This window comes from Rhodovulum viride (assembly GCF_003265965.1).
In the GTDB taxonomy this organism is placed as follows: domain Bacteria; phylum Pseudomonadota; class Alphaproteobacteria; order Rhodobacterales; family Rhodobacteraceae; genus Rhodovulum; species Rhodovulum kholense.
This window is the reverse complement of the sequence record NZ_MUAV01000024.1, coordinates 54,603-75,685: the sequence shown is the minus strand read 5'-3', so window position 1 is coordinate 75,685 and position 21,083 is coordinate 54,603. Positions and strand designations below refer to the sequence as shown.

17 protein-coding genes are annotated in these 21,083 nt (G+C 67.7%); 11 read left to right on the top strand and 6 right to left on the bottom strand.

Annotated elements, in window-relative coordinates; all coding sequences use genetic code 11:
- A partial coding sequence (locus BYZ73_RS17130) for a 2Fe-2S iron-sulfur cluster-binding protein (RefSeq protein ID WP_146746323.1) occupies positions 1 to 551 on the bottom strand: 551 nt, incomplete at its 3' end.
- 276 nt (positions 552 to 827) lie between these two features.
- On the opposite strand from BYZ73_RS17130, the gene BYZ73_RS17125 reads away from it, so the two are divergent.
- Positions 828 to 1,190 (top strand): VOC family protein, encoded by a 363-nt coding sequence (locus BYZ73_RS17125; RefSeq protein WP_108027187.1) that lies wholly within the window; start codon positions 828 to 830, stop codon positions 1,188 to 1,190.
- 38 nt (positions 1,191 to 1,228) lie between these two features.
- A complete protein-coding gene (gene dnaE / locus BYZ73_RS17120; protein ID WP_112316882.1) occupies positions 1,229 to 4,729 on the top strand; it encodes a DNA polymerase III subunit alpha in 3,501 nt (1,166 codons plus the stop codon).
- Positions 4,730 to 4,948: 219 nt separating this feature from the next.
- On the opposite strand, the gene BYZ73_RS17115 is transcribed toward dnaE, so the two are convergent.
- Positions 4,949 to 5,149 (bottom strand): hypothetical protein, encoded by a 201-nt coding sequence (locus BYZ73_RS17115; RefSeq protein ID WP_112316881.1) that lies wholly within the window; start codon positions 5,147 to 5,149, stop codon positions 4,949 to 4,951.
- A gap of 85 nt (positions 5,150 to 5,234) precedes the next feature.
- On the opposite strand from BYZ73_RS17115, the gene hisS reads away from it, so the two are divergent.
- The 3 genes from hisS to hisG are packed head-to-tail and all read left to right on the top strand — an operon-like array spanning position 5,235 to position 8,536.
- Entirely contained in the window at positions 5,235 to 6,731 is a 1,497-nt protein-coding gene (gene hisS, locus BYZ73_RS17110) for a histidine--tRNA ligase (RefSeq protein ID WP_112316880.1), read from the top strand.
- A gap of 3 nt (positions 6,732 to 6,734) precedes the next feature.
- Positions 6,735 to 7,841, top strand: a complete 1,107-nt coding sequence (locus tag BYZ73_RS17105; protein WP_112316879.1) for an ATP phosphoribosyltransferase regulatory subunit — start codon at positions 6,735 to 6,737, stop codon at positions 7,839 to 7,841.
- Positions 7,838 to 8,536, top strand: coding sequence for an ATP phosphoribosyltransferase (gene hisG, locus BYZ73_RS17100; protein WP_108027182.1), 699 nt, complete (start codon positions 7,838 to 7,840; stop codon positions 8,534 to 8,536). The genes BYZ73_RS17105 and hisG overlap by 4 nt, the downstream gene beginning before the upstream one ends.
- 417 nt (positions 8,537 to 8,953) lie before the next feature.
- On the opposite strand, the gene glyA is transcribed toward hisG, so the two are convergent.
- Entirely contained in the window at positions 8,954 to 10,249 is a 1,296-nt protein-coding gene (gene glyA / locus BYZ73_RS17095) for a serine hydroxymethyltransferase (RefSeq protein WP_112316878.1), read from the bottom strand.
- 173 nt (positions 10,250 to 10,422) lie between these two features.
- On the opposite strand from glyA, the gene BYZ73_RS17090 reads away from it, so the two are divergent.
- Positions 10,423 to 11,190, top strand: a complete 768-nt coding sequence (locus BYZ73_RS17090) for an NAD kinase (protein WP_108027180.1) — start codon at positions 10,423 to 10,425, stop codon at positions 11,188 to 11,190.
- A gap of 62 nt (positions 11,191 to 11,252) precedes the next feature.
- On the opposite strand, the gene BYZ73_RS17085 is transcribed toward BYZ73_RS17090, so the two are convergent.
- From BYZ73_RS17085 to prpE, 3 genes are all read right to left on the bottom strand, one after another.
- Positions 11,253 to 12,671 carry a sigma-54-dependent transcriptional regulator gene (locus BYZ73_RS17085; protein WP_112316877.1) on the bottom strand — a complete coding sequence of 473 codons (1,419 nt, stop codon included), beginning with the start codon at positions 12,669 to 12,671 and terminating at the stop codon, positions 11,253 to 11,255.
- Positions 12,668 to 14,260 (bottom strand): hybrid sensor histidine kinase/response regulator, encoded by a 1,593-nt coding sequence (locus BYZ73_RS17080; protein WP_112316876.1) that lies wholly within the window; start codon positions 14,258 to 14,260, stop codon positions 12,668 to 12,670. The genes BYZ73_RS17085 and BYZ73_RS17080 overlap by 4 nt, the downstream gene beginning before the upstream one ends.
- 211 nt (positions 14,261 to 14,471) lie before the next feature.
- Positions 14,472 to 16,367 (bottom strand): propionate-CoA ligase PrpE, encoded by a 1,896-nt coding sequence (gene prpE / locus BYZ73_RS17075; RefSeq protein WP_108027177.1) that lies wholly within the window; start codon positions 16,365 to 16,367, stop codon positions 14,472 to 14,474.
- Positions 16,368 to 16,557: 190 nt separating this feature from the next.
- Between prpE and BYZ73_RS17070 the strand changes: the two genes are divergently transcribed.
- Genes BYZ73_RS17070 through upp form a run of 5 tightly spaced genes read left to right on the top strand, consistent with a single transcriptional unit; the run spans position 16,558 to position 21,072 of the window.
- Positions 16,558 to 16,947, top strand: a complete 390-nt coding sequence (locus BYZ73_RS17070; protein WP_108027176.1) for a cytidine deaminase — start codon at positions 16,558 to 16,560, stop codon at positions 16,945 to 16,947.
- Position 16,948: 1 nt separating this feature from the next.
- The gene (locus tag BYZ73_RS17065; RefSeq protein ID WP_112316875.1) at positions 16,949 to 18,259 is read left to right on the top strand and encodes a thymidine phosphorylase; all 1,311 of its coding nucleotides are present in this window, start codon (positions 16,949 to 16,951) and stop codon (positions 18,257 to 18,259) included.
- Entirely contained in the window at positions 18,256 to 19,467 is a 1,212-nt protein-coding gene (locus BYZ73_RS17060; RefSeq protein ID WP_112316874.1) for a phosphopentomutase, read from the top strand. The genes BYZ73_RS17065 and BYZ73_RS17060 overlap by 4 nt, the downstream gene beginning before the upstream one ends.
- Positions 19,464 to 20,447 carry an adenosine deaminase gene (locus BYZ73_RS17055; protein WP_112316873.1) on the top strand — a complete coding sequence of 328 codons (984 nt, stop codon included), beginning with the start codon at positions 19,464 to 19,466 and terminating at the stop codon, positions 20,445 to 20,447. The genes BYZ73_RS17060 and BYZ73_RS17055 overlap by 4 nt, the downstream gene beginning before the upstream one ends.
- A complete protein-coding gene (gene upp / locus BYZ73_RS17050) occupies positions 20,440 to 21,072 on the top strand; it encodes a uracil phosphoribosyltransferase (protein ID WP_112316872.1) in 633 nt (210 codons plus the stop codon). Before BYZ73_RS17055 ends, upp begins: the two co-directional genes overlap by 8 nt.
- Positions 21,073 to 21,083: the final 11 nt, after the last annotated feature.

Genomic DNA, 21,083 nt, shown 5'->3' with positions numbered 1-21,083 from the left:
CCCCCCCCCCGCCGATCCTGTGGATCGGCCCCCCCCGAGGGTATTTCGGCCAAGAAGAAGCTGGCGTCTTCCTCGATCCAGTCGGGAACCGGGGCGTTGCGGGCGGCCTCGGCGGCGCGCAGGATCGGGGCATAGCCGGTGCAGCGGCAGAGATTGCCCGCAAGCGCGCTGTCGAGATCGGTTTCCCCTGTCTTGTGGGCGGTCGCCATCGAGACCGCGAAACCGGGCGTGCAGAAGCCGCACTGGCTGCCGTGATGGTCGATCAGCGCCTCTTGCACCGGGTGCAGCCGGCCATCGGGTGCCGCCAGGCCCTCGACGGTGCGGATCGCCTTGCCGTCGATCTGCGGCAGGAAGAGGATGCAGGCATTGAGCGCGCGGCTGCCCTCGGCATCCGTCACCATCACCGTGCAGGCGCCGCAATCGCCCTCGCGGCAGGCCTCCTTGGTGCCGGTCAGGCCGCGCGTCTCGCGCAGCCAGTCGAGCAGCGTCGCGGTGGGCGCAACCTCCGTCAAAGCCACTCTTTCTCCGTTCAGAAGAAAGGTGATGTCCATGCCGTGAATCCGCCGCCTTACCGGGTTGTCGCCGTCATCCCCGGGCCGGGCTCCCTCGATGCGGCGTAGAAGGAGCGGCCCCTGTCGGGTCCTCCGGGCCAGCAGATCGGGCGATGCCGGGCTTGGCAAGGGAAAACCGGGCGAAGATGTGGCGAAGTGGCAGGTTGCGCCCAAAAAACAGGCAGATCTGGCGCCACCTTTGGGGAATGCGGCTTGGCAGGGGCGGGGCCGCGCCCCTATGCTGCCCCCTGTCGGGGCAGAAGGATCGGGAGCAACATGTATCCGCACGCGCTGCATCACGTTCAGCTGGCGATGCCGGAGGGCCGCGAGGACGAGGCGCGGGCCTTTTACGGCGGACTTCTGGGGCTGGAGGAAGAGCAAAAGCCCGAGGCGCTGGAGGCGCGCGGCGGGGTCTGGTTCCGGCGCGGCGAGTTGCGGCTGCATCTGGGGGTCGAGACGCCCTTCGCGGCCGCGCGCAAGGCGCATCCGGCGCTGGAGGTGCGCGGGCTGGGCGCGCTTGCCGACCGGCTGGAACGGGCGGGCCTTGCGCCGCGCTGGGACGGGGCGCTGCCGGGAATGCGACGGTTCTACATCGACGACCCGTTCGGCAACCGGATCGAGTTTCTGGAACCGGTCTGAGCCTTTCGCCCGGCGGCGGCTCTGGATAGGGTGGGGCCATGGCCGCGCCCCGATTCATCCATCTTCGCCTGCATACCGAATACTCGCTGCTCGAGGGGGCGGTCCGGGTCAAGAAACTGCCCGATCTGTGCAAGGCCGCCGGGATGCCCGCGGTCGCCGTGACCGACACCAACAACATGTTCTGCGCGCTGGAGTTTTCCAGCTATGCCACCGGGGCGGGGATCCAGCCGATCCTGGGCTGTCAGGTCGATCTGGCCTACGATCCGGCGGCCCCGGGCGAGCGTCCGCGTCCGCCCGCGCCTGTGGTCCTGCTGGCGCAGGACGAGGCCGGCTACGGCAATCTGATGAAGCTGAATTCCTGCCTCTATCTGGGCAAGTCGGGGGAGCTGCCCCAGGTCACCCCCGATCAGCTGATCGATCATACCGAGGGCCTGATCTGCCTGACCGGCGGGCCGGACGGCCCTGTGGGGCGGCTCATTCGCGAGGGCCAGCGGGCCAAGGCCGAGGCGCTTGTGACCCGGCTGGCCGCGGCCTTTCCGACCCGGCTTTATGTCGAGCTGCAGCGCCATCCGGGCGAGGGCGGCCAGCCGACCGAGGCCGAGCGCGAGACCGAGCGCGCTCATGTCGAGATGGCCTATGCGATGGATTTGCCGCTGGTCGCGACCAATGACGTCTACTTCCCCAAATCCGACATGTACGAGGCCCATGACGCGCTTTTGTGCATCGCAGACGGCGCCTATGTCGATCAGGCCGAGCCGCGCCGCCGCCTGACGCCCCAGCATTATTTCAAGACGCCCGAAGAGATGGCGGCGCTGTTCGCCGACCTGCCCGAGGCGCTGGAAAACACCGTCGAGATCGCCCGCCGCTGCGCGGTGAAATCGGAAAAGCGCAAGCCCATCCTGCCGCGCTTTGCCGATGACGAGGTCGAGGAGCTGCGCCGTCAGGCCTGGGAAGGGCTCGAGGCCCGGCTGGCGGTGATCCCCCATGCCGCGCCGGTCGAGGAGTACGAAAAACGGCTGAAATTCGAGCTTGGGATCATCGAGGGGATGGGCTTCCCGGGCTATTTCCTGATCGTGGCCGACTTCATCAAATGGGGCAAGGAGCACGGCATTCCGGTGGGCCCGGGGCGGGGCTCGGGCGCGGGCTCTCTGGTGGCCTATGCGCTGACCATCACCGACCTCGACCCCTTGCGCTATTCGCTGCTGTTCGAACGCTTTCTGAACCCCGAACGGGTCTCGATGCCCGACTTCGACATCGACTTCTGCATGGATCGCCGCGAGGAGGTCATCCATTACGTGCAGGAAAAATACGGCCGCGAGAAGGTGGCGCAGATCATCACCTTCGGCGCGCTCCTGTCGAAGGCCGCGGTTCGCGACGTGGGCCGGGTGCTGCAGATGCCCTATGGCCAGGTCGACAAGCTGTCGAAGCTGATCCCGGTCGAGGGCGTGAAGCCGGTCTCGATTTCCCAGGCCCTGACCGACGAGCCGCGGCTGCGCGAGGCGGCGAAGAACGAAGAGGTCGTGGAGCGGCTGCTGACCTATGGCCAGCAGGTCGAAGGGCTTCTACGGAACGCCTCGACCCACGCCGCGGGGGTGGTGATCGGCGACCGGCCGCTCGACGATCTGGTGCCGCTTTACCAGGACCCGCGGTCCGACATGCCCGCGACCCAGTTCAACATGAAATGGGTCGAACAGGCCGGTCTGGTGAAGTTCGACTTTCTCGGGCTGAAGACGTTGACGGTGATCCGGAACGCCATCGACCTGATCCTCGGCAGCGGCCGGCCGCTGCACCGGGCGGCCGATGGCACTGTCCTTTATGAACCGGCGGCCGGAGCCGAAAACGATATCGGGCATATCCCGCTCGACGATCCGAAGACCTACGAGCTTTACGCGACCGCCCATACGGTCGCGGTGTTCCAGGTGGAAAGCTCGGGCATGATGGACGCGCTGCGGCGCATGAAGCCCACCTGCATCGAGGATATCGTGGCGCTGGTGGCGCTCTACCGGCCCGGCCCGATGGAGAACATTCCCACCTATTGCGAGGTGAAACAGGGGCTCAGGCCGCTCCAATCGATCCATCCCACCATCGACCACATCCTGGCCGAGACCCAGGGCATCATCGTCTATCAGGAACAGGTGATGCAGATCGCCCAGGTGATGGCGGGCTACAGCCTCGGCGGCGCCGACCTTCTGCGCCGCGCCATGGGCAAGAAGATCAAGGAGGCGATGGATGCCGAGCGCCCGAAATTCGTCGAGGGCGCCAAGAAGAACGGGGTCGACGCCAAGAAGGCGACCGAGGTCTTCGACCTCCTGGAAAAGTTCGCGAATTACGGGTTCAACAAGTCGCACGCCGCAGCCTATGCGGTCGTCAGCTACCAGACCGCCTGGCTGAAGGCCAACCACCCGGTCGAGTTCATGGCGGGCGTCATGAACTGCGATATCCATCTGACCGACAAGCTTGCCGTCTATGCCGAAGAAGTTCGCCGGGGCCTCGGTCTGGAGATCGTTGCGCCCTGCGTGAACCGCTCGCTTCCTACCTTCGACGTGCAGGAGGGACGGCTGGTCTACGCGCTGGGGGCGCTCAAGAACGTGGGTATCGAGGCGATGAAGTTGATCGTCGAGGCCCGCGACGGCCGACCTTTCGGCTCGCTCTTCGATTTTGCCCGCCGGGTCGACATGAAGCATGTGGGCAAGCGCCCGCTGGAAATGCTGGCCCGCGCCGGGGCGTTCGATGCGCTGGACGGCAACCGCCGCCGGGTCTTCGAAAGCCTCGATGCGCTGGTGGCCTATTCGGCGGCGATCCACGACCAGCGCGCCTCGGCGCAGGTGTCGCTTTTCGGCGAGGCGGGGGAGGATCTGCCCGAGCCGCGCTTGGCCTCCGTGACCGACTGGCTGCCGAACGAGCGCCTGGCCGAGGAACAGAAGGCCATCGGCTTCTACCTCTCTGGCCACCCGCTCGACGATTACATGCCCGCGCTGCGTCGGAAGAAGGTGATGACCCGGGCCGAGGTCGAGGAAAAGACCAAGTCGGGGCCGGCCCTCGTCCAGATGGCGGGCGCCGTGGCCGGGCGGCAAGAGAGGAAATCGGCCAAGGGCAACCGCTTTGCCTTCGTGCAGATGTCGGACCCGACGGGGCTTTTCGAGGTGACGCTGTTCTCGGATGTGCTCGAGGTCGCGCGCGACAGTCTCGAACCCGGCATGAATGTGGTGATCCAGGTCGAGGCCAATCTGGAGAACGAGCAACTGAAGCTTCTGGGCCGGTCGGTTAAGCCGGTCGATACCGTCGTGGCCGATGCCGGGGCGACCGGGCTAAAGGTGGTGGTCGAGACCGAAGCCGCTGTCGAGGCGGTCGCGGCCCTGCTCGACCGGGCGCGCAGCGAAAGCGGGCCGCGCGCTCGCGGCCCCATTGAATTCTGCCTGATCGCCCCCGACCTGCCTGGCGAGGTCCGGATGGCGCTGAACGACCGCTACCCTGTCAATCCCCAGATCAAGGGCGCGCTGCGCAGCCTGCCCGGCGTCGCCACCGTCGAAGAGGTCTGAACCCGCCTTGCCCGCCGGCCGGGCTTCGGGGCGGCGCGACCGCCTCCGATCGCGGTGCGCTCCGATGGTCCGGAACCGTGCCGTCTGCAAAAGGGGGCGCATGCGTGGCCCGGGGTGCCTGCGGCCCGCCCGTCCCGCCGCAAGACGCCCGCTTCGCGACTTTCTTCTTGGTTCAAATACCCAAGGCGCCCCACCGGTCGTCCGCGCGGGCCCGCAGGGTCAGCGCGCCACTTGTTCCGGTTGCCGTTCTGACCCCGCATCCGCCCGGTCGCGTGCCGCGCTGCGTGCAAGCGTCCCGGCGACCAGCCGTTGAAACCCGGCGATCTCCCTCGCCTGCCGGTCGATGGCCCGCGTCAGCCCGTCGACCTCGGTGCTCAGCCGGGTCAGCCGCGTTTCCAGTGCCGTCAGTTCCCGATCCATGCGTCCTCCGGACCTTGCACGACCTTGCCCCCCGGCCCCCCTTCCGCTAGACCCCGCGCGACGCGTAGGCAGTGGCGAGAGACCGATGGCCAAGGACAAGAAACCCCGCCGCCCCAGGGCCGAGACGCCCAAGGGGTTCCGCGACTATTTCGGTGCCGATGTCACGGAACGTAAGGCGATGCTCGACCGTATCGCCGAGGTCTACCACCGTTATGGTTACGATCCCCTTGAGACCTCCGCGGTCGAGACGGTCGAGGCGCTGGGCAAGTTCCTGCCCGATGTCGACCGTCCCAACGAAGGGGTCTTCGCCTGGCAGGAGGAGGACAGCGACTGGGTCGCGCTCCGCTATGACCTGACCGCGCCGCTGGCCCGGGTCGCGGCGCAGTTCCGCAACGATCTGCCCAGCCCCTACCGGCGCTATGCGATGGGGCCGGTCTGGCGCAATGAAAAACCGGGGCCGGGGCGGTTCCGCCAGTTCTATCAATGCGATGCCGACACAGTGGGCGCCCCGACCGTTGCCGCCGATGCCGAGGTCTGCGCAATGCTCTCGGATGCGCTGGAAACGGTCGGCATTCCGCGCGGCGATTACGTGGTTCGGGTGAACAACCGCAAGGTCCTGAACGGGGTGATGGAGGTGGCGGGCGTGCTCGACCCCGCCGATCCCTCGAAATTCGAGGCCGAACGCGGTATCGTTCTGCGCGCCATCGACAAGCTCGACCGGCTGGGCGAGGCGGGCGTGCGCGCGCTTCTGGGCGAGGGCCGCAAGGACGACTCGGGCGATTTCACCGATGGCGCGAAGCTCTCGGCCGAGCAGGCCGAGGTGGTGATGGGCTTCATGGCCGCCCGTCGCGAGACCGGCGCCGAAACCTGCGCGCGGCTGCGCGAGCTGGTCGCGGGTTCGGCCATGGGGGCCCAAGGCGTCGACGAGCTGGAAACCATCGCGACCTTGCTCGACGCGCAGGGCTATAGCGCCGACCGGATCGTCCTCGATCCGTCCGTCGTGCGGGGGCTTGGCTATTATACCGGCCCGGTCTTCGAGGCCGAACTGACCTTCGAGATCCTCGACGAAAAGGGGCGGCCGCGGCAATTCGGGTCCGTCGCGGGCGGCGGGCGCTATGACGATCTGGTCAAGCGTTTCACCGGGCAGGACGTGCCTGCGACCGGCGTTTCGATCGGTGTCGACCGGCTGCTGGCGGCGTTGCGCGCCAAGGGCCGCGCCGGGGCCGACCTGAAAGGGCCGGTGATCGTGACCGTGATGGATCGCGACCGGATGGCCGAGTATCAGACCATGGTGGGCGAGCTGCGCAATGCCGGCATCCGCGCCGAGGTCTATCTGGGCAACCCGAAGAACTTCGGCAACCAGCTGAAATACGCCGACAAACGCCAGTCGCCCGTCGCCATCATCCAGGGCAGCGACGAGGCGGCGCGCGGCGTCGTCCAGATCAAGGATCTGCTGCTGGGCGCGAGGATCGCCGAAAGCGCCAGCCTCGAGGAATGGAAATCCCAGCCTGCCCAGTTCGAGGCGGCGCGCAGCGATCTGGTGGCCGAGGTCCGGCGGCTGCTGGCCCAGGGCGAGGGCTGAGCGGTGCAGGACAAGGGCCGCATTCTTGCGCAGGCCGAACGGCTGCATGTGTTCTTCCGGGGCGCTGGGGCCGAGCCGGTTCAGACCGCGATCCTGCAACCGGCCGAGACGCTTCTCGATCTGTATGGCGAGGATATCCGGGCGCGGGCCTATGTGACCTCGGACGCGCTGCGGGGCGAACAGATGCTGCGCCCCGATTTCACCGTGCCGGTGGTGCAGATGCATATGGACAGCGCCGCCGACCCGGCCCGCTATACCTATTGCGGCGAGGTCTTCCGGCGGCAGGAACGCGACCCGGCCCGGCCCAACGAATATATCCAGGTGGGCTACGAGCTTTTCGGCGGCGAAAGCCCGGCCGAGGCCGATGCCGAGGTCTTCGCGCTGTTTTCCGAGGCGCTGTCGCCGCTCGACCTCAGGGCCGCGACCGGCGATATCGGGCTGATCCTCGCGGCCGTCGACGGGCTTTCCACCACCGACAAGCGCAAGGCGGCGCTGCGGCGCCATGTCTGGCGGCCGCGCCGGTTCCGCGCGCTGCTGGAACGGTTTGCCGGGCGCACCCCGCTGCCCGAAAGCCGCAAGCGCCTGCTGGCCGAGATCGAGACCCATGGCGTCGAGGCCGTGCTGAACGCCGCTGCGCCGGAAATCGGGCTGCGCTCGCGCGCCGATGTGGCCTACCGGCTTTACGCTCTGGTTCAGGACGCGGCCGAGCCGCCGGTTTCTCTTGGCGAGACCGAATTGCTGGAGGATCTGCTGTCGATCCGCGAGACCTCGGTGCATGCGCTGGCGCATCTGCGCGACATCGCGGTCGATCTCAAGACCATCGGCCCGGCGGTCGACCGGATGCAGGCGCGGCTCGACGCGCTGGCGGGGCAGGGGATCGACGTCGATCTTCTGGATTTCGAGGCCAGCTACGGCCGCACCACGATGGAATATTACGACGGCTTCGTCTTCGGCTTCTACGCCGAGGGCCTGCCCGGGCTGCCGCCGGTCGCCACGGGCGGGCGCTATGACGCGCTGACCCGCATCCTGGGGCGCGGCCGCGAGGTGCCCGCGGTCGGCGGCGTGGTCCGGCCCGAACTGGTGCTGTCGCTGACGGAGGCGCTGGCATGACGCTGAAACTCGGGGTGCCCTCCAAGGGCCGGCTGATGGAAAAGACCTTCGACTGGTTCGCCGAGCGGGGCATCTCTATCGCCCGCACCGGGTCCGAGCGCGAATATTCGGGCGCGGTCGAGGGCGTCGAGGGGATCGAACTGATGCTGCTGTCGGCGGGCGAGATCCCGCGCGAGCTGGCTTCGGGCCGGATCCATCTGGGGGTGACCGGTTCCGATCTGGTACAGGAACGGATCGCCGACTGGGAACATCGCGTGCTGGCGCTCGAACCGATGGGCTTCGGCTATGCCGATCTGATCATCGCGGTGCCGCGCTGCTGGGCCGATGTCGACACGCTCGACGATCTCGACGCGGCGGCGGCGGCCTTCCGGGCCGCCCATGGCCACCGGCTGCGGATCGCGACCAAGTATCACCGGCTGGTCCGGGTCTTCCTGCGCGATGCGGGCGTGGCCGACTATCAGCTGGTCGACAGCCAGGGAGCGACCGAGGGCACGGTCAAGAACCTGACCGCCGAAGCCATCGCCGACATTACCTCGACCGGCGAGACGCTGCGGGCCAATCACCTGAAGATCCTGTCCGACGGGTTGATCCACCGCAGCCAGGCGACGCTTTTCAAGTCGCGCTCGGCCGAGTACAGCGACGCGGACCGCGTGAACCTGCGCGAGCTTCTGGACCGTCTGGGGCTGGGGCGCTGACCTTCGGGGGGCCGTGCCGGTCCGCCCCGTGACGTCGGACCCTCCTTCCGGCGCGGGTCCGGCCGGTGTCGTCGGCCGAGGGACGTGCCGAAGCTTCAGCGTCTTCTAAGCGCCGATTTTGCCCTCAACGACCCGCCGATGGATCGGATCGCCTGACAGGCCAGAGCGTCGGTCGTGAGACTGCCGTTGCGCCGCGTGACACGCGTCCTCTGGCCTTGTTGGGCCAATAGGCGACACGGGCGCGGCCCCTGAAAGGGCCGCAGGCGTTTTAAAATAAAGGTTCAGCCCGACCCCGATCGGACGACCGGCCGGCAAGAACGGCCAGGGTCGCAGAGGTCCGGTCCGGCACTTGCCCGTCGGTCATCGGACGGGAAAGGCCCGTCCAGAACGCCTTCGGCAGGCGCCTGGACGGCAAGCTCAGAGCGCGGGATAGATCGGGAAACGGGTGCAGAGCGCCTCGACCTCGGCCTTGACCCGGGCCTCGACTTCGGAGTTGCCCTCTTCGCCATTGGCGGCGAGCCCGTCCACGACCTCGGTGATCCAGCGGCCGATCTGGGCGAATTCCTCTTCGCCGAAGCCGCGGGTCGTTCCGGCGGGCGAGCCCAGACGGATGCCGCTGGTGATCGTGGGCTTCTCGGTGTCGAAGGGGATGCCGTTCTTGTTGCAGGTGATATGGGCGCGGCCCAGAGCCTTCTCGGTGGCGTTGCCCTTCACGCCCTTGGGCCGCAGGTCGACCAGCAGGACGTGGCTGTCGGTGCCGTTGGTGACGAGGTTCAACCCGCCCTCGACCAGCGCCGCGCCCAGCGCCTTGGCGTTCTTGATGACCTGTTCCTGATAGGTCTTGAAGTCCGGGCGCAGCGCCTCGCCGAAGGCCACGGCCTTGCCCGCGATCACATGCATCAGCGGCCCGCCCTGGATGCCCGGGAAGATGGCCGAGTTGAACTTCTTGGCCAGCGCCTCGTCATTCGTCAGGATCATGCCGCCACGCGGCCCGCGCAGGGTCTTGTGGGTCGTGGTGGTGGCGACATGGGCATGCGGGAAGGGCGAGGGGTAAAGGCCGGCCGCGACCAGCCCCGCGAAATGGGCCATGTCGACCATCAGCCAGGCGCCCACGCTGTCGGCAATCTCGCGGAAGCGCTTGAAGTCGATGATGCGCGGAATGGCCGAGCCGCCCGCGATGATCAGCTTGGGCTGGTGTTCCTGGGCGAGCGCCGCGATCTGGTCGTAGTCGATCTCGAGATCGCTTTCGCGCACGCCGTACTGGACGGCGTTGAACCACTTGCCCGACTGGTTCGGGGCGGCGCCATGAGTCAGGTGGCCGCCCGCATCGAGGCTCATGCCGAGGATGGTGTCGCCGGGTTTCAAAAGCGCGGTGAAGACGCCCTGGTTGGCCTGGCTGCCCGAGTTCGGCTGGACATTGGCGAAGGCCACGTCGAACAGCTTGCAGGCACGCTCGATCGCGAGGTTCTCGGCGATGTCGACGAACTGGCAGCCGCCGTAATAGCGCTTGCCCGGGTAGCCTTCGGCATATTTGTTGGTCATCACCGAGCCCTGCGCCTCCATCACGGCGCGGCTGACGATGTTTTCCGACGCGATCAGTTCGATCTCGTCGCGCTGGCGGCCGAGTTCCAGGCCGATGGCCTTGGCGATTTCGGGGTCGCGAGTGGCCAGGTCGTCCTGGAAAAAGCCACTGTCTTGGTGATGGGCATTCATCTTGGGTCTCCTCGAAACAGCCTGGGCCGGATGACGGCGGTTTTATCGGAAGGCCGGGCATCGCAAAAGCCCGTTTTCAGCGGGTCGGGGGGGCAGCGCGGGGCGGAGCCGGGCCTTGTGTTTCCGATCGGCGCGCGCGAAGACTTGGCCGGAAACGCGCGAAGGACAGGAACATGGCCGGCAGGACGAGGATCGCCTTTCTGGCAAGCGAAACGGCGAGCGCCGAAGGCGCGCTGGAACGGCTGACGGCCCGGTACGGCCAGACCGCGCTGGAGGCGGCCGAGGTGATCGTGGCTCTGGGCGGCGACGGCTTCATGCTGCAGACGCTGCATGCGACGCAAGCGCATGATCTGCCTGTCTATGGCATGAATTGCGGCACCATTGGCTTTCTGATGAACGAATTCCACGAGGACTGGCTGATCGAGCGGCTGGAGGCGGCGGCCGAGGAAATCCTCAACCCGCTGAGGCTGAAGGCGACCCGGCCGGATGGCGCAGTGGTGGAGGCGCTGGCGATCAACGAGGTCAGCCTTCTGCGCGCCGGGCCGCAGGCGGCCAAGCTCAGGATTTCGGTCGATGGCAAGGTGCGGCTCGAGGAGCTGGTCTGCGACGGCGCGCTGGTAGCAACCCCGGCGGGCTCGACCGCCTACAACTATTCGGCCCATGGTCCGATCCTGCCGATCGGATCGGATGTTCTGGCCCTGACCGCGGTCGCACCTTACCGGCCGCGGCGCTGGCGCGGTGCGCTGCTGCCGAAGCGGGCGACGGTCCGGATCGAGGTCCTGCAACCGGCCAAGCGCCCGGTCATGGCCGAGGGCGACAGCCGGGGGGCGGGGGTCGTGAGCATGGTCGAGATCCGGTCGGAATCGGCCATTTCGCACCGGATTCTGTTCGATCCGGGCCACGGGCTTGAAGAGCGGCTGATCCGCGAACAGTTCCTTTAGGGCGCTGCGGCCGGGGCAGGCGCGATTTTTCTGCGAAAAATCGGGGTCGCGCTGCGAGCCGGTCAGCCCGCCTGGTCCTTGCGCGCCCAAGCCTCGCGCTTGCGGTAAAGCGTCGAGGGCGACACGTCGAGCACCTTGGCCGCGCGCGGCAACGACCCGCCTTCGCGGGCGATTGTGCCCTCGATCACCACCTGCTCGATCTCGGCCAGCGTCCGGCCGATCAGGTCCTCGATCTGGACCGGCGGCGTCGCACTGCCGGTCGCCGGCGGCGGGCTGAAGCCCGGCCCGGCCAGACGCCCGCGCTCCTGCTGCAGCGCGATCGGCAGCATGTCGAGCGTGACCTCGGGGCCCTGGTTCAGCACCACCGCATGGCGCAGCACGTTCAGCAACTGACGTACGTTGCCGGGCCAGGGCAGGCGGCGGAACAGGTCCGCCACCTCGGGGGCGAGCCGGTCGAAGCTGCGCTCTTCCTCGGCGGATAGCTTTTCGAGCGCGGCCTGGGCGATCTCGACGACATCCTCGCCGCGATCGCGCAGCGGCGGCAGGTGGATCGGCACCACGTGAAGGCGGTAGTAGAGATCCTCGCGGAACCGGCCAAGCCGGACCTCTTCGAGAGGATCGCGGTTCGTCGCGCAGACGATCCGGACATTGACCTTGCGCGGATGCGAGGCGCCGATGGGCTGTACGGTCGAGGTCTGCAGGAAGCGCAGGAGCTTGGTTTGCAACCCCATGTCCATCTCGCAGATCTCGTCGAGGAAGAGCGTTCCCCCGTCAGCCACCGCCGCGGCGCCCGGCTTGTCGGCCAGCGCCCCGGTGAAGGCGCCCTTGAGATGGCCGAAGACCTCGGATTCCAGAAGATCGCGCGGGATCGCGGCACAGTTCAGCGGCACGAACGGCCCGTCGGCCCGGGCCGAGGCGGCATGCACGGCCTGCGCGCAGATCTCCTTGCCGGTGCCGCTTTCGCCGGTGATGAAGACCGTGGCCTTGGACCGACCGACCGAGGCGATCCGGTCGTAGACCGCCACCATCTGCGGCGAACTGCCGACAAAACCCGTCGGCGGTTCCGGGGTTGTCCGGACCGGCGGGGCGGGGGCCGGTGGTTCACTGGCCGCGCCGCGCTCGGCCAGCGCGGTTTCGACCGCGTGCAGGAAACGCTGTTCGTTGAAGGGCTTGAGCAGGAATTCATAGGCCCCGGCCCGCATCGCCTCGACCGCGCGGTTGATCGAGCCGTTGGCGGTGACCACGATCACCCGGGTTTCGGGTGCCAGGGCCAGAAACTCCTGCAACAACTCCTGCCCCGGACGATCGGGCAGCATCAGGTCCAGCAGCACGACCGGCGGCTTGAGTTCGCGGAAGGCCGCCAGCCCTTCTTCCGCGGTCGAGGCGGACACCACCTTGTAGCCGGCATTGCGCAGCACCGTCTCGTAGATCATCTGCAGGGACGGCGTGTCCTCGATCATCAGAAGCGGGGGAACACTCATGCGCCTGCCTTGCTGTAACGGCTGTCGAATTCGGCCCGAAGGGCGGTGCACAGCTCCCCGATGCTGGCGATGGTGCGTGGGCAGAGCCGCGCGATTTCGGCCTCGTCCGGCTGGCGCGCAGCGGAATTGAGGTTTTCGGCCAGCGCCTGCAGGGCGCCATTGCCGACCGCGCCCGCCAGCGAGATCAGCACATGGGTCTGCGAGCGCAGCTTCGCGCGGTCGCCCTGGGCGAGGGCTTCGGTGAGGCCGGCGCGCACGGTTTCGAGATCGTCGCGCATCCGTGTCAGAAGCTCGCGCCCGTCCTCAGGCCCCGCCAGCGCCAGCAACCGGTCGAGATGCAGCGCGTCGAAGGGCGCGGCGTCATGGGACGGAACCAGCATGCAGCCGCAGGGCCGCTTGCGCAACACCCGCAGGATGGCCTCGCCGAAGGAATCGAGGCTGAGGATCGGCTTGGCGAGGATCCCGTCGGCGCCGGCGGCATAGATCTGGTCGCGATTGGCCGACAGCACGAAGGCCGTCACCGCCAGCACCGCGGTACCGGGGCCGTCGCCTTCGGACGTGCGCAGGCGCCGGATCACGTCGATGCCCGACAGGCGCGGCATTTCGATGTCGATCAGCGCAATATCGAAGCGGCGCGCGGCCAGAAGCTCGGCCGCGGCCTGTCCGTCCTTGACCAGCGTGCAGCGCGCGCCAAGGGTTTCCAGCATCTGCCGCATGAGAAGCTGGTTCGTGGGGTTGTCCTCGGCCAGCAGCACGTCGCAGCGAGACAGATCGGGCAGGTCATGCAGATCGCCCGGCGCATGCACCCCCGGCGCCCAGGCGCTGCGCGGCAGGATGACCGAAACCTCGGCCCCGCCCTCGGCCAGATTCACGACCTGAAGCTGACCGCGCACCCGCCGTGCCAGATCGCGCACGATATGAAGCCCCAGCCCGGTGCCGGGGCGGCTGCTTTCGACCGGCCGTCCGGCGAATTCGAAAAGCCGCGCCAGCGCCGCCTCGGAAAAGCCGGGGCCGGTGTCGCGCACCCGCAGGCACAGCGATTCCTGCGGACCCATATGGACCCGCAGCCGCACCGTTCCGGTCGGGGAATACTTCATCGCATTGCCGATCACGTTCGCCAGGATCCGTTCCAGCGCGGCGGGGTCGGTTCCGACGATGCCGGGCAGGTCGCCATCGGCATCGAGTGCGAAGGTCAGCCCGTGCTCGTCGGCATGGGCGCGCCAGCGGCTGGCGATCCGGTCGAGGAACGGGCGCAACTGGGCATGGACCGGCACTTCGGCCCGGTCGACCTCGTCGCCAGACATCAGCGCGACGGTCTCGTCGGTCAGCCGGGCAAGCTGTTCGGCCGCGCTTTGGACCCGCTTGAGCTGTAACCGGGAATCGGCGTCGAGCGGACCGAGATCGGCCAGAGACAGTCCGCCGAGAATATCCGAGATCGCGGCCCGCATGTCGTGGCCCAGCATGGCCGCGCGTTTCTGTGCCCCGCGCCCGGCGAAACTCGGCTCTGCGAGCATGCCCCGACCGGCCGGGCCGAAGTCATCGTCCCCGCCGACAGTCCCACTGGCGGTGCGTTCCGGGATCGGCAACATCACTACACTCGCATGGGTTGCATTGCCATCTTACTATCGCGCCTGCGGCCAAGCACCAACCTGTCTATTCGTCAGGTCCGGCCAGGATCGGGGAAAAAAGCACCCAAAAGGTAAAAAAAACGCGAGCCGACGCAAGATTGTCTCTGCGTCGGCTCTAATCCAGGTGCTTTTTGTAGTCCGGGGCCCGAGGCCGGGCCCCGCGGACCGCCTCTCAGGCCGCTTGCGGGTAGCCCAGCCGTTTCACCGCATCGGCGATCTCGTCAAGGATCGCCGGGTCGTCGATGGTCGCGGGCATCTTGAAGTCCAGCCCGTCGGCGATCTTGGCCATGGTCCCGCGCAGGATCTTGCCCGAGCGGGTCTTGGGCAGGCGGTCGACGACGCAGGCAAGCTTGAAGGCAGCGACCGGGCCGATCTGGTCGCGCACCAGCTTGACGCAGTCGCGGACAATCTCGCCATGGTCGCGGGTGCAGCCCGCGTTGAGGCACAGGAAGCCCATCGGCAATTGCCCCTTCAGCTCGTCCGCGACGCCGATCACCGCGCATTCGGCAACGTCGGGATGGCTGGCCAGCACCTCTTCCATGGCGCCGGTCGACAGCCGGTGGCCCGCGACGTTGATGACGTCATCGGTCCGCGCCATGATGTAAAGATAGCCGTCCTCGTCCTTGTAGCCCGCATCGCCTGTCTCATAGTAGCCGGGGAAGTGGCTGAGATAGGATTTCTCGAACCGCTCGGGCGCGTTCCACAAGGTCGGCAGCGTGCCCGGAGGCAGCGGCAGCTTGATCGCAATGGCGCCCAGCGTGTTCGCCCCGACCTCGTGCCCGCCCTCGTCGAGGATATGCACGTCATAGCCCGGCATCGGCACCGAGGGCGAGCCGATCTTGACCGGCAGTTTCTCGATCCCCAGCGGGTTGCCCGCGATGGCCCAGCCGGTTTCGGTCTGCCACCAGTGGTCGATCACCGGCACGCCCAGCATGCGCTGGGCCCATTTGATGGTGTCGGGATCGGCGCGTTCGCCCGCGAGATACAGAGCCTTCAGTCCGGTCAGGTCGTACTTGTTGACATATTCGCCGTTCGGGTCCTCGCGCTTGATGGCGCGGAAGGCGGTCGGCGCGGTGAAGAAGCTTTTCACCTTGTGTTCCGAGATCACCCGCCAGAAGACGCCCGCATCGGGGGTGCCCACGGGCTTGCCCTCGAAAACGATGGTGGTGTTGCCGTGGATCAGCGGCGCATAGCAGATATAGCTGTGCCCCACGACCCAGCCCACGTCCGAGGCCGCCCAGAACACATCGCCCGGCTCGAGGTTGTAGATGTTCTTCATCGTCCAGTTCAGCGCCACCAGATGGCCGCCGGTCGGACGGACCACGCCCTTGGGCTGGCCGGTGGTGCCCGAGGTATAAAGGATATAGGCTGGGTGGTTGCCTTCGACCGGGACGCATTCTGCCGGTTGCACGCCATATTGGAAGCCGTGCCAGTTGACGTCGCGGCCTTCGGTCAGCTGGGCCACTTCCTGTTCGCGCTGGTAGATCACGCAGAATTCGGGCTTGTGCTTGGCCTGCTCGATGGCGCCGTCCAGCAGGGGCTTGTAGTGGACCAGACGGCCCGGCTCGATCCCGCAGGAGGCGGCCATGATGCATTTCGGCTTGGCGTCGTCGATCCGGACGGCCAGTTCGTGCGCGGCGAAGCCGCCGAACACCACCGAATGGATCGCGCCCAGACGCGCGCAGGCCAGCATCGCTTCCAGCGCCTCGACGATCATCGGCATGTAGATGATGACCCGGTCGCCCTTGGTCACGCCCTTGTCGCGCAGGGCCCCCGCCAGCGTCGCCACGCGGTTGCGCAGTTCCACATAGGTGATCTCGCGCTTGGTATGGGTGATCGGGCTGTCATAGATGATCGCGACCTGTTCGCCGCGGCCCTGTTCCACATGACGGTCGACCGCGTTCCAGCAGGTGTTGACCATGCCGTCGCTGAACCATTCGTAATGGGGCGCATTCTCGTCGAACAGCGCCTTGGAGGGTTTTTCCACCCAGTCGATCGCCTCCGCGGCTTCCATCCAGAAGCCGTTGGGGTCCGCCTTCCAGCGCTCGTAGACCTCGGCATATGACATGACTTTCCTTCCCTCCGCGTAACTGGCGCAATTCTGTTACGCAGGGAGTTGAAGTTGCGCAAGATAGAAACTCCATCTCGAATGAATGTTAGCGCAATCGCCCGCCCGCCGCGCCAATTCGTCGCGATTTCGGGTGGGCTTGCATCGGCCGCACCGGCGCCGCAGATTGTCCGGGAAACGGGAGGACCCCATGCCGCTACTGACCGCTGCCCGCGCGGTGCGCGAAAACGCCTATGCCCCCTATTCGAACTTCAAGGTCGGGGCGGCGATCCTGGGGGCGGACGGGCAGATCTATTCCGGCTGCAATGTCGAGAACGCGGCTTATCCCGAAGGCACCTGCGCCGAGGCCGGCGCGATTGCCGCGATGGTGGCTGCGGGCTGCCGCGAGATCCGCGAGGTGGCGGTGATCGCCGACAGCCCGGATCCGGTGCCGCCCTGCGGCGGCTGCCGCCAGAAGCTGGCCGAGTTCGCTGCGCCCGGGGTCCCGGTGACGTTGGCCACGACCGGCGGCGCCACCCGGGTCGCAACCCTGGCCGATCTGCTGCCCGGGGCCTTCACGCCCGCCCATATGGACAACTGACATGGATGCCCGCAGCATTATCGCGCGGGTCCGCGATGACGAGGCCCTGACCGACGCGGATCTGCACTGGTTCGCCGAAGGCCTCGCCACCGGCGCGGTCACGGATGCCCAGGCCGGGGCCTTCGCCATGGCAGTACTCTTGAACGGGCTGACCAACCCCGAGAGGGTCGGGCTGACGCGGGCGATGCGCGACAGCGGCAAGGTGCTCGACTGGGACCTGCCGGGGCCGGTGCTCGACAAGCATTCCACGGGCGGTATCGGCGATTGCGTGTCGCTGGCGCTGGCGCCCGCGCTTGCCGCCTGCGGCGCCTTCGTGCCGATGATCTCGGGGCGCGGGCTTGGCCATACCGGCGGGACGCTCGACAAGCTCGAATCGATCCCCGGCTATCGCAGCGAGGTGCCGGTCGCGACCCTCAAGGCGATCACCGCTCAGGTGGGCTGCGCCATTGTCGGCGCCTCGGGCGACATCGCCCCCGCCGACCGGCGGCTTTACGCGATCCGCGATGTCTCGGGCACGGTCGAGAGCATCGACCTGATCACCGCCTCGATCCTGTCCAAGAAGCTGGCGGCCGGGCTCGAGGCGCTGGTGCTGGACGTCAAGGTCGGGTCGGGCGCTTTCATGAAGGACATGGAAGAGGCCGAGGATCTGGCCCGCGCGCTGGTCGCGACCGCGCAAGGGGCAGGCTGCATGACGGCGGCGCTGATCACCGACATGTCCCAGCCGCTGGTCGGCGCGGCGGGCAATGCGCTCGAGGTGATCGAAGTGATGGAGACGCTGACCGGCACCGGGGTCACGCCTGCGCTCTGGGATCTGACCTGCGCGCTTGGCGGTGAGGTGCTGGCGCTGGGTGGTCTGGCCCAGGACGCGGCCGACGGCGCGCTCAGGATCGCCCGGGCGCTCGAGTCGGGCGAGGCCGCGCTCAAGTTCGGCGAGATGGTGGCCGAGCTTGGCGGCCCGGCCGATTTCGTTGAGCGCTGGCCCGACCGGCTGCCCGCCGCGCCGGTGCTGTGCGAGGTGACGGCGCCCGAGGGCGGTATCGTTCAGGCCATCGACGGCGAGGCGCTGGGCCTTGCGGTGGTGGCCCTTGGCGGCGGGCGGCGGCGCGAGGGCGACCGGATCAACCCGGCGGTCGGGCTGGCCGAGATGGCGGCGCTGGGCGACCGGATCGCGCCGGGCGAGCCGCTGGCCATTGTCCACGCGGCCAGCGACAGCGATGCCGACGCGGTCGCGGCGCGGGTGCGGGGGGCCTTCCGCCTGGGCGACACCGCGCCCGAGATCCCGCCGCTGGTGCAGCGGAGGGTTCTGCGATGAGCCGGGCCTTCCTCGTGGTGATGGATTCCGTCGGCTGCGGCGGTGCGCCCGATGCCGACGGGTTCTTCAACGAGGACCGGCCCGATACCGGCGCGAACACACTTGTCCATATCGCACAGGCCTGTGCCGAAGGTCGGGCGGATTCGGGGCGGTGCGGGCCATTGAAATTGCACAATCTCGACAATCTGGGTCTGGGGGCCGCCAGTCGTCTGGCCTCGGGCCAGACCGCGCCCGGGCTTGGGGCCGCGCCGCAGGGGCTGTGGGGCGCCGCGACCGAGGTGTCGCGCGGCAAGGACACGCCCTCTGGGCATTGGGAACTGGCGGGCGTCCCGGTGCCCTGGGACTGGACCTATTTCCCGCGCGAGCTTCCCGCCTTCCCCGAGGATCTTCTTGCCGAGATCCGCCGGATCGCGGGCACCGACGGCACGCTGGGCAATTGCCATGCCTCGGGCACCGAGATCGTCGAGCGGCTCGGCGCCGAACATCTGCGGACCGGCTGGCCGATCCTTTATACCTCGGCCGACAGCGTCTTTCAGATCGCGGCGCATGAAGAGGCCTTTGGGCTCGACCGGCTTTATGCGCTCTGCGCGGGCATCGCGCCGCGGCTTCATGCGATGCGCATCGGGCGGGTCATCGCGCGACCCTTCACCGGCACGGCCGAAACTGGCTTCGTCCGGACGCCGCGCCGGCACGACTATGCCATGACGCCGCCCGCGCCGACGCTGTGCGACTGGGTTCAGGGGGCCGGGCGGCGGGTGCAGGCCATCGGCAAGATCGGCGACATCTTCTCGATGCGCGGCATCGACGAGGTCCGCACCGGCCCCGATGCCGAGCTGATGGCCCATTGGGCCGACCTGATGGACGAGGCGCCCGACGGCAGCCTGACCTTCGCCAATTTCGTCGAGTTCGACAGCCTTTACGGCCATCGCCGCGACGTTGCGGGCTATGCCCGGGCGCTCGAATGGTTCGATGCCGCGTTGCCGCCCGTTCTGTCGCGGATGCGGCCCGGCGATCTGGTGCTGATCACCGCCGATCATGGCAACGATCCGACCTGGACCGGCACCGACCATACCCGCGAACGGGTGCCGGTCATCGGCGCCGGGGTCGGCGCGCGGGCACCCGGTCTTCGCGCCTTTGCCGATATCGGCGCCAGCGTGGCGGCGCATCTCGGCGTTCCCTCCCAAGGCCCCGGACGGAGTTTCCTGTGACCGACCTGCCCAAGATCGAATTGCATCACCATCTGGAAGGCGCCGCGCCTCCGGCCTTGATCCGCGATATGGCCCGGGCACGAAACTTGGACATTTCCCGCATTTTCGATGCCGAAGGCGCTTATTATTACGCGGATTTCTTGCAGTTTCTCGACATATACGAAGCCGCCTGTTCGGCCCTGAAAACGCCCGAGGATTACGCCCGCCTGACCGCGGCCGTGCTGGAAGAGACGGCGGCCGAAGGCGTGATCTACCTAGAAACCTTCCTGTCTCCCGACTTTTGCGGCGGCTGCGATCTGTCGGCCTGGGTCGAGCATCTCGAGGCGATCCGCGAGGCGGCGGAGCGCGCCGAAGGCGATGGCATCCTGCTGCGCGCCACCGTCACCTGCATCCGCCATCTGGGCCCCGACCGGGCGCGCGAGGCCGCGCGCTGTGCGGCCGAGACGGCGGGCGATTTCGTCGTGGGCTTCGGCATGGCGGGGGACGAGCGCCGCGGGCGGCTGCGCGATTTTGCCTATGCCTTCGACATGGCGCGCGAGGCCGGTCTTGGGCTGACGGTCCATGCCGGCGAATGGAGCGGCCCGGCCTCGGTGCGCGAGGCGCTGTCGGATCTTCGGGTCGACCGCATCGGCCATGGCGTGCGCGCCATCGAGGACCCGGGGCTGGTCGAGCATCTGGCCGAGACGGGGACCGTGCTGGAGGTCTGTCCCGGCTCCAACGTCGCGCTGGGTCTTTACCCGTCGCTCGCGGCCCATCCGATCGACCGGCTGAGGCGCGCTGGCGTCAAGCTGACGGTCTCGACCGACGACCCGCCCTTCTTTCATACCACGATGCGGCGCGAATATGCCCGGCTGGCCGAAACCTTCGGCTGGGAGGACAGCGATTTTGCCGCGATGAACTGGGTGGCCCTTGACGCCGCCTTCTGCGATGCGGAAACCCGCGCAAAGCTCAAGACCCGCCTGGAGGCCGCCGATGTATGACCATCTGACCGTCGTCACCCACCCGCTGGTGCAGCACAAGCTGACGCTGATGCGGGACAAGGACACCTCGACCGCCGGGTTCCGGCAGCTGCTGCGCGAGATCAGCCAGCTTTTGGCCTACGAGATCACCCGCGAGCTGGAAATGACCACCCGCCGGATCGAAACCCCGCTCTGCACGATGGACGCGCCGGTGCTGGAGGGCAAGAAGCTGGTGCTGGTTTCGATCCTGCGCGCGGGTAACGGCTTGCTGGACGGCGTGCTGGAGCTGGTGCCCTCGGCCCGGGTCGGCTTTGTCGGGCTTTATCGCGACGAGACCACGCTGGAGCCGGTGCAGTATTATTTCAAGGTGCCGCAGGATCTGAAGGACCGGCTGGTGATCGTGGTCGACCCGATGCTGGCCACCGGAAATTCCTCGGCCGCCGCGGTCGAGCTTTTGAAAAAGGCGGGCGCCAACGACATCCGCTTCATGTGCCTTCTGGCCGCGCCCGAGGGCGTTGCCCGGATGAAGGCGGCGCATCCCGATGTGCCGATCGTTACCGCCTCGATCGACGAGCGGCTGAACGAGCAGGGCTATATCGTGCCCGGGCTGGGTGACGCGGGCGACCGGATGTTCGGCACGCGGTAGCGGTTTTCGTC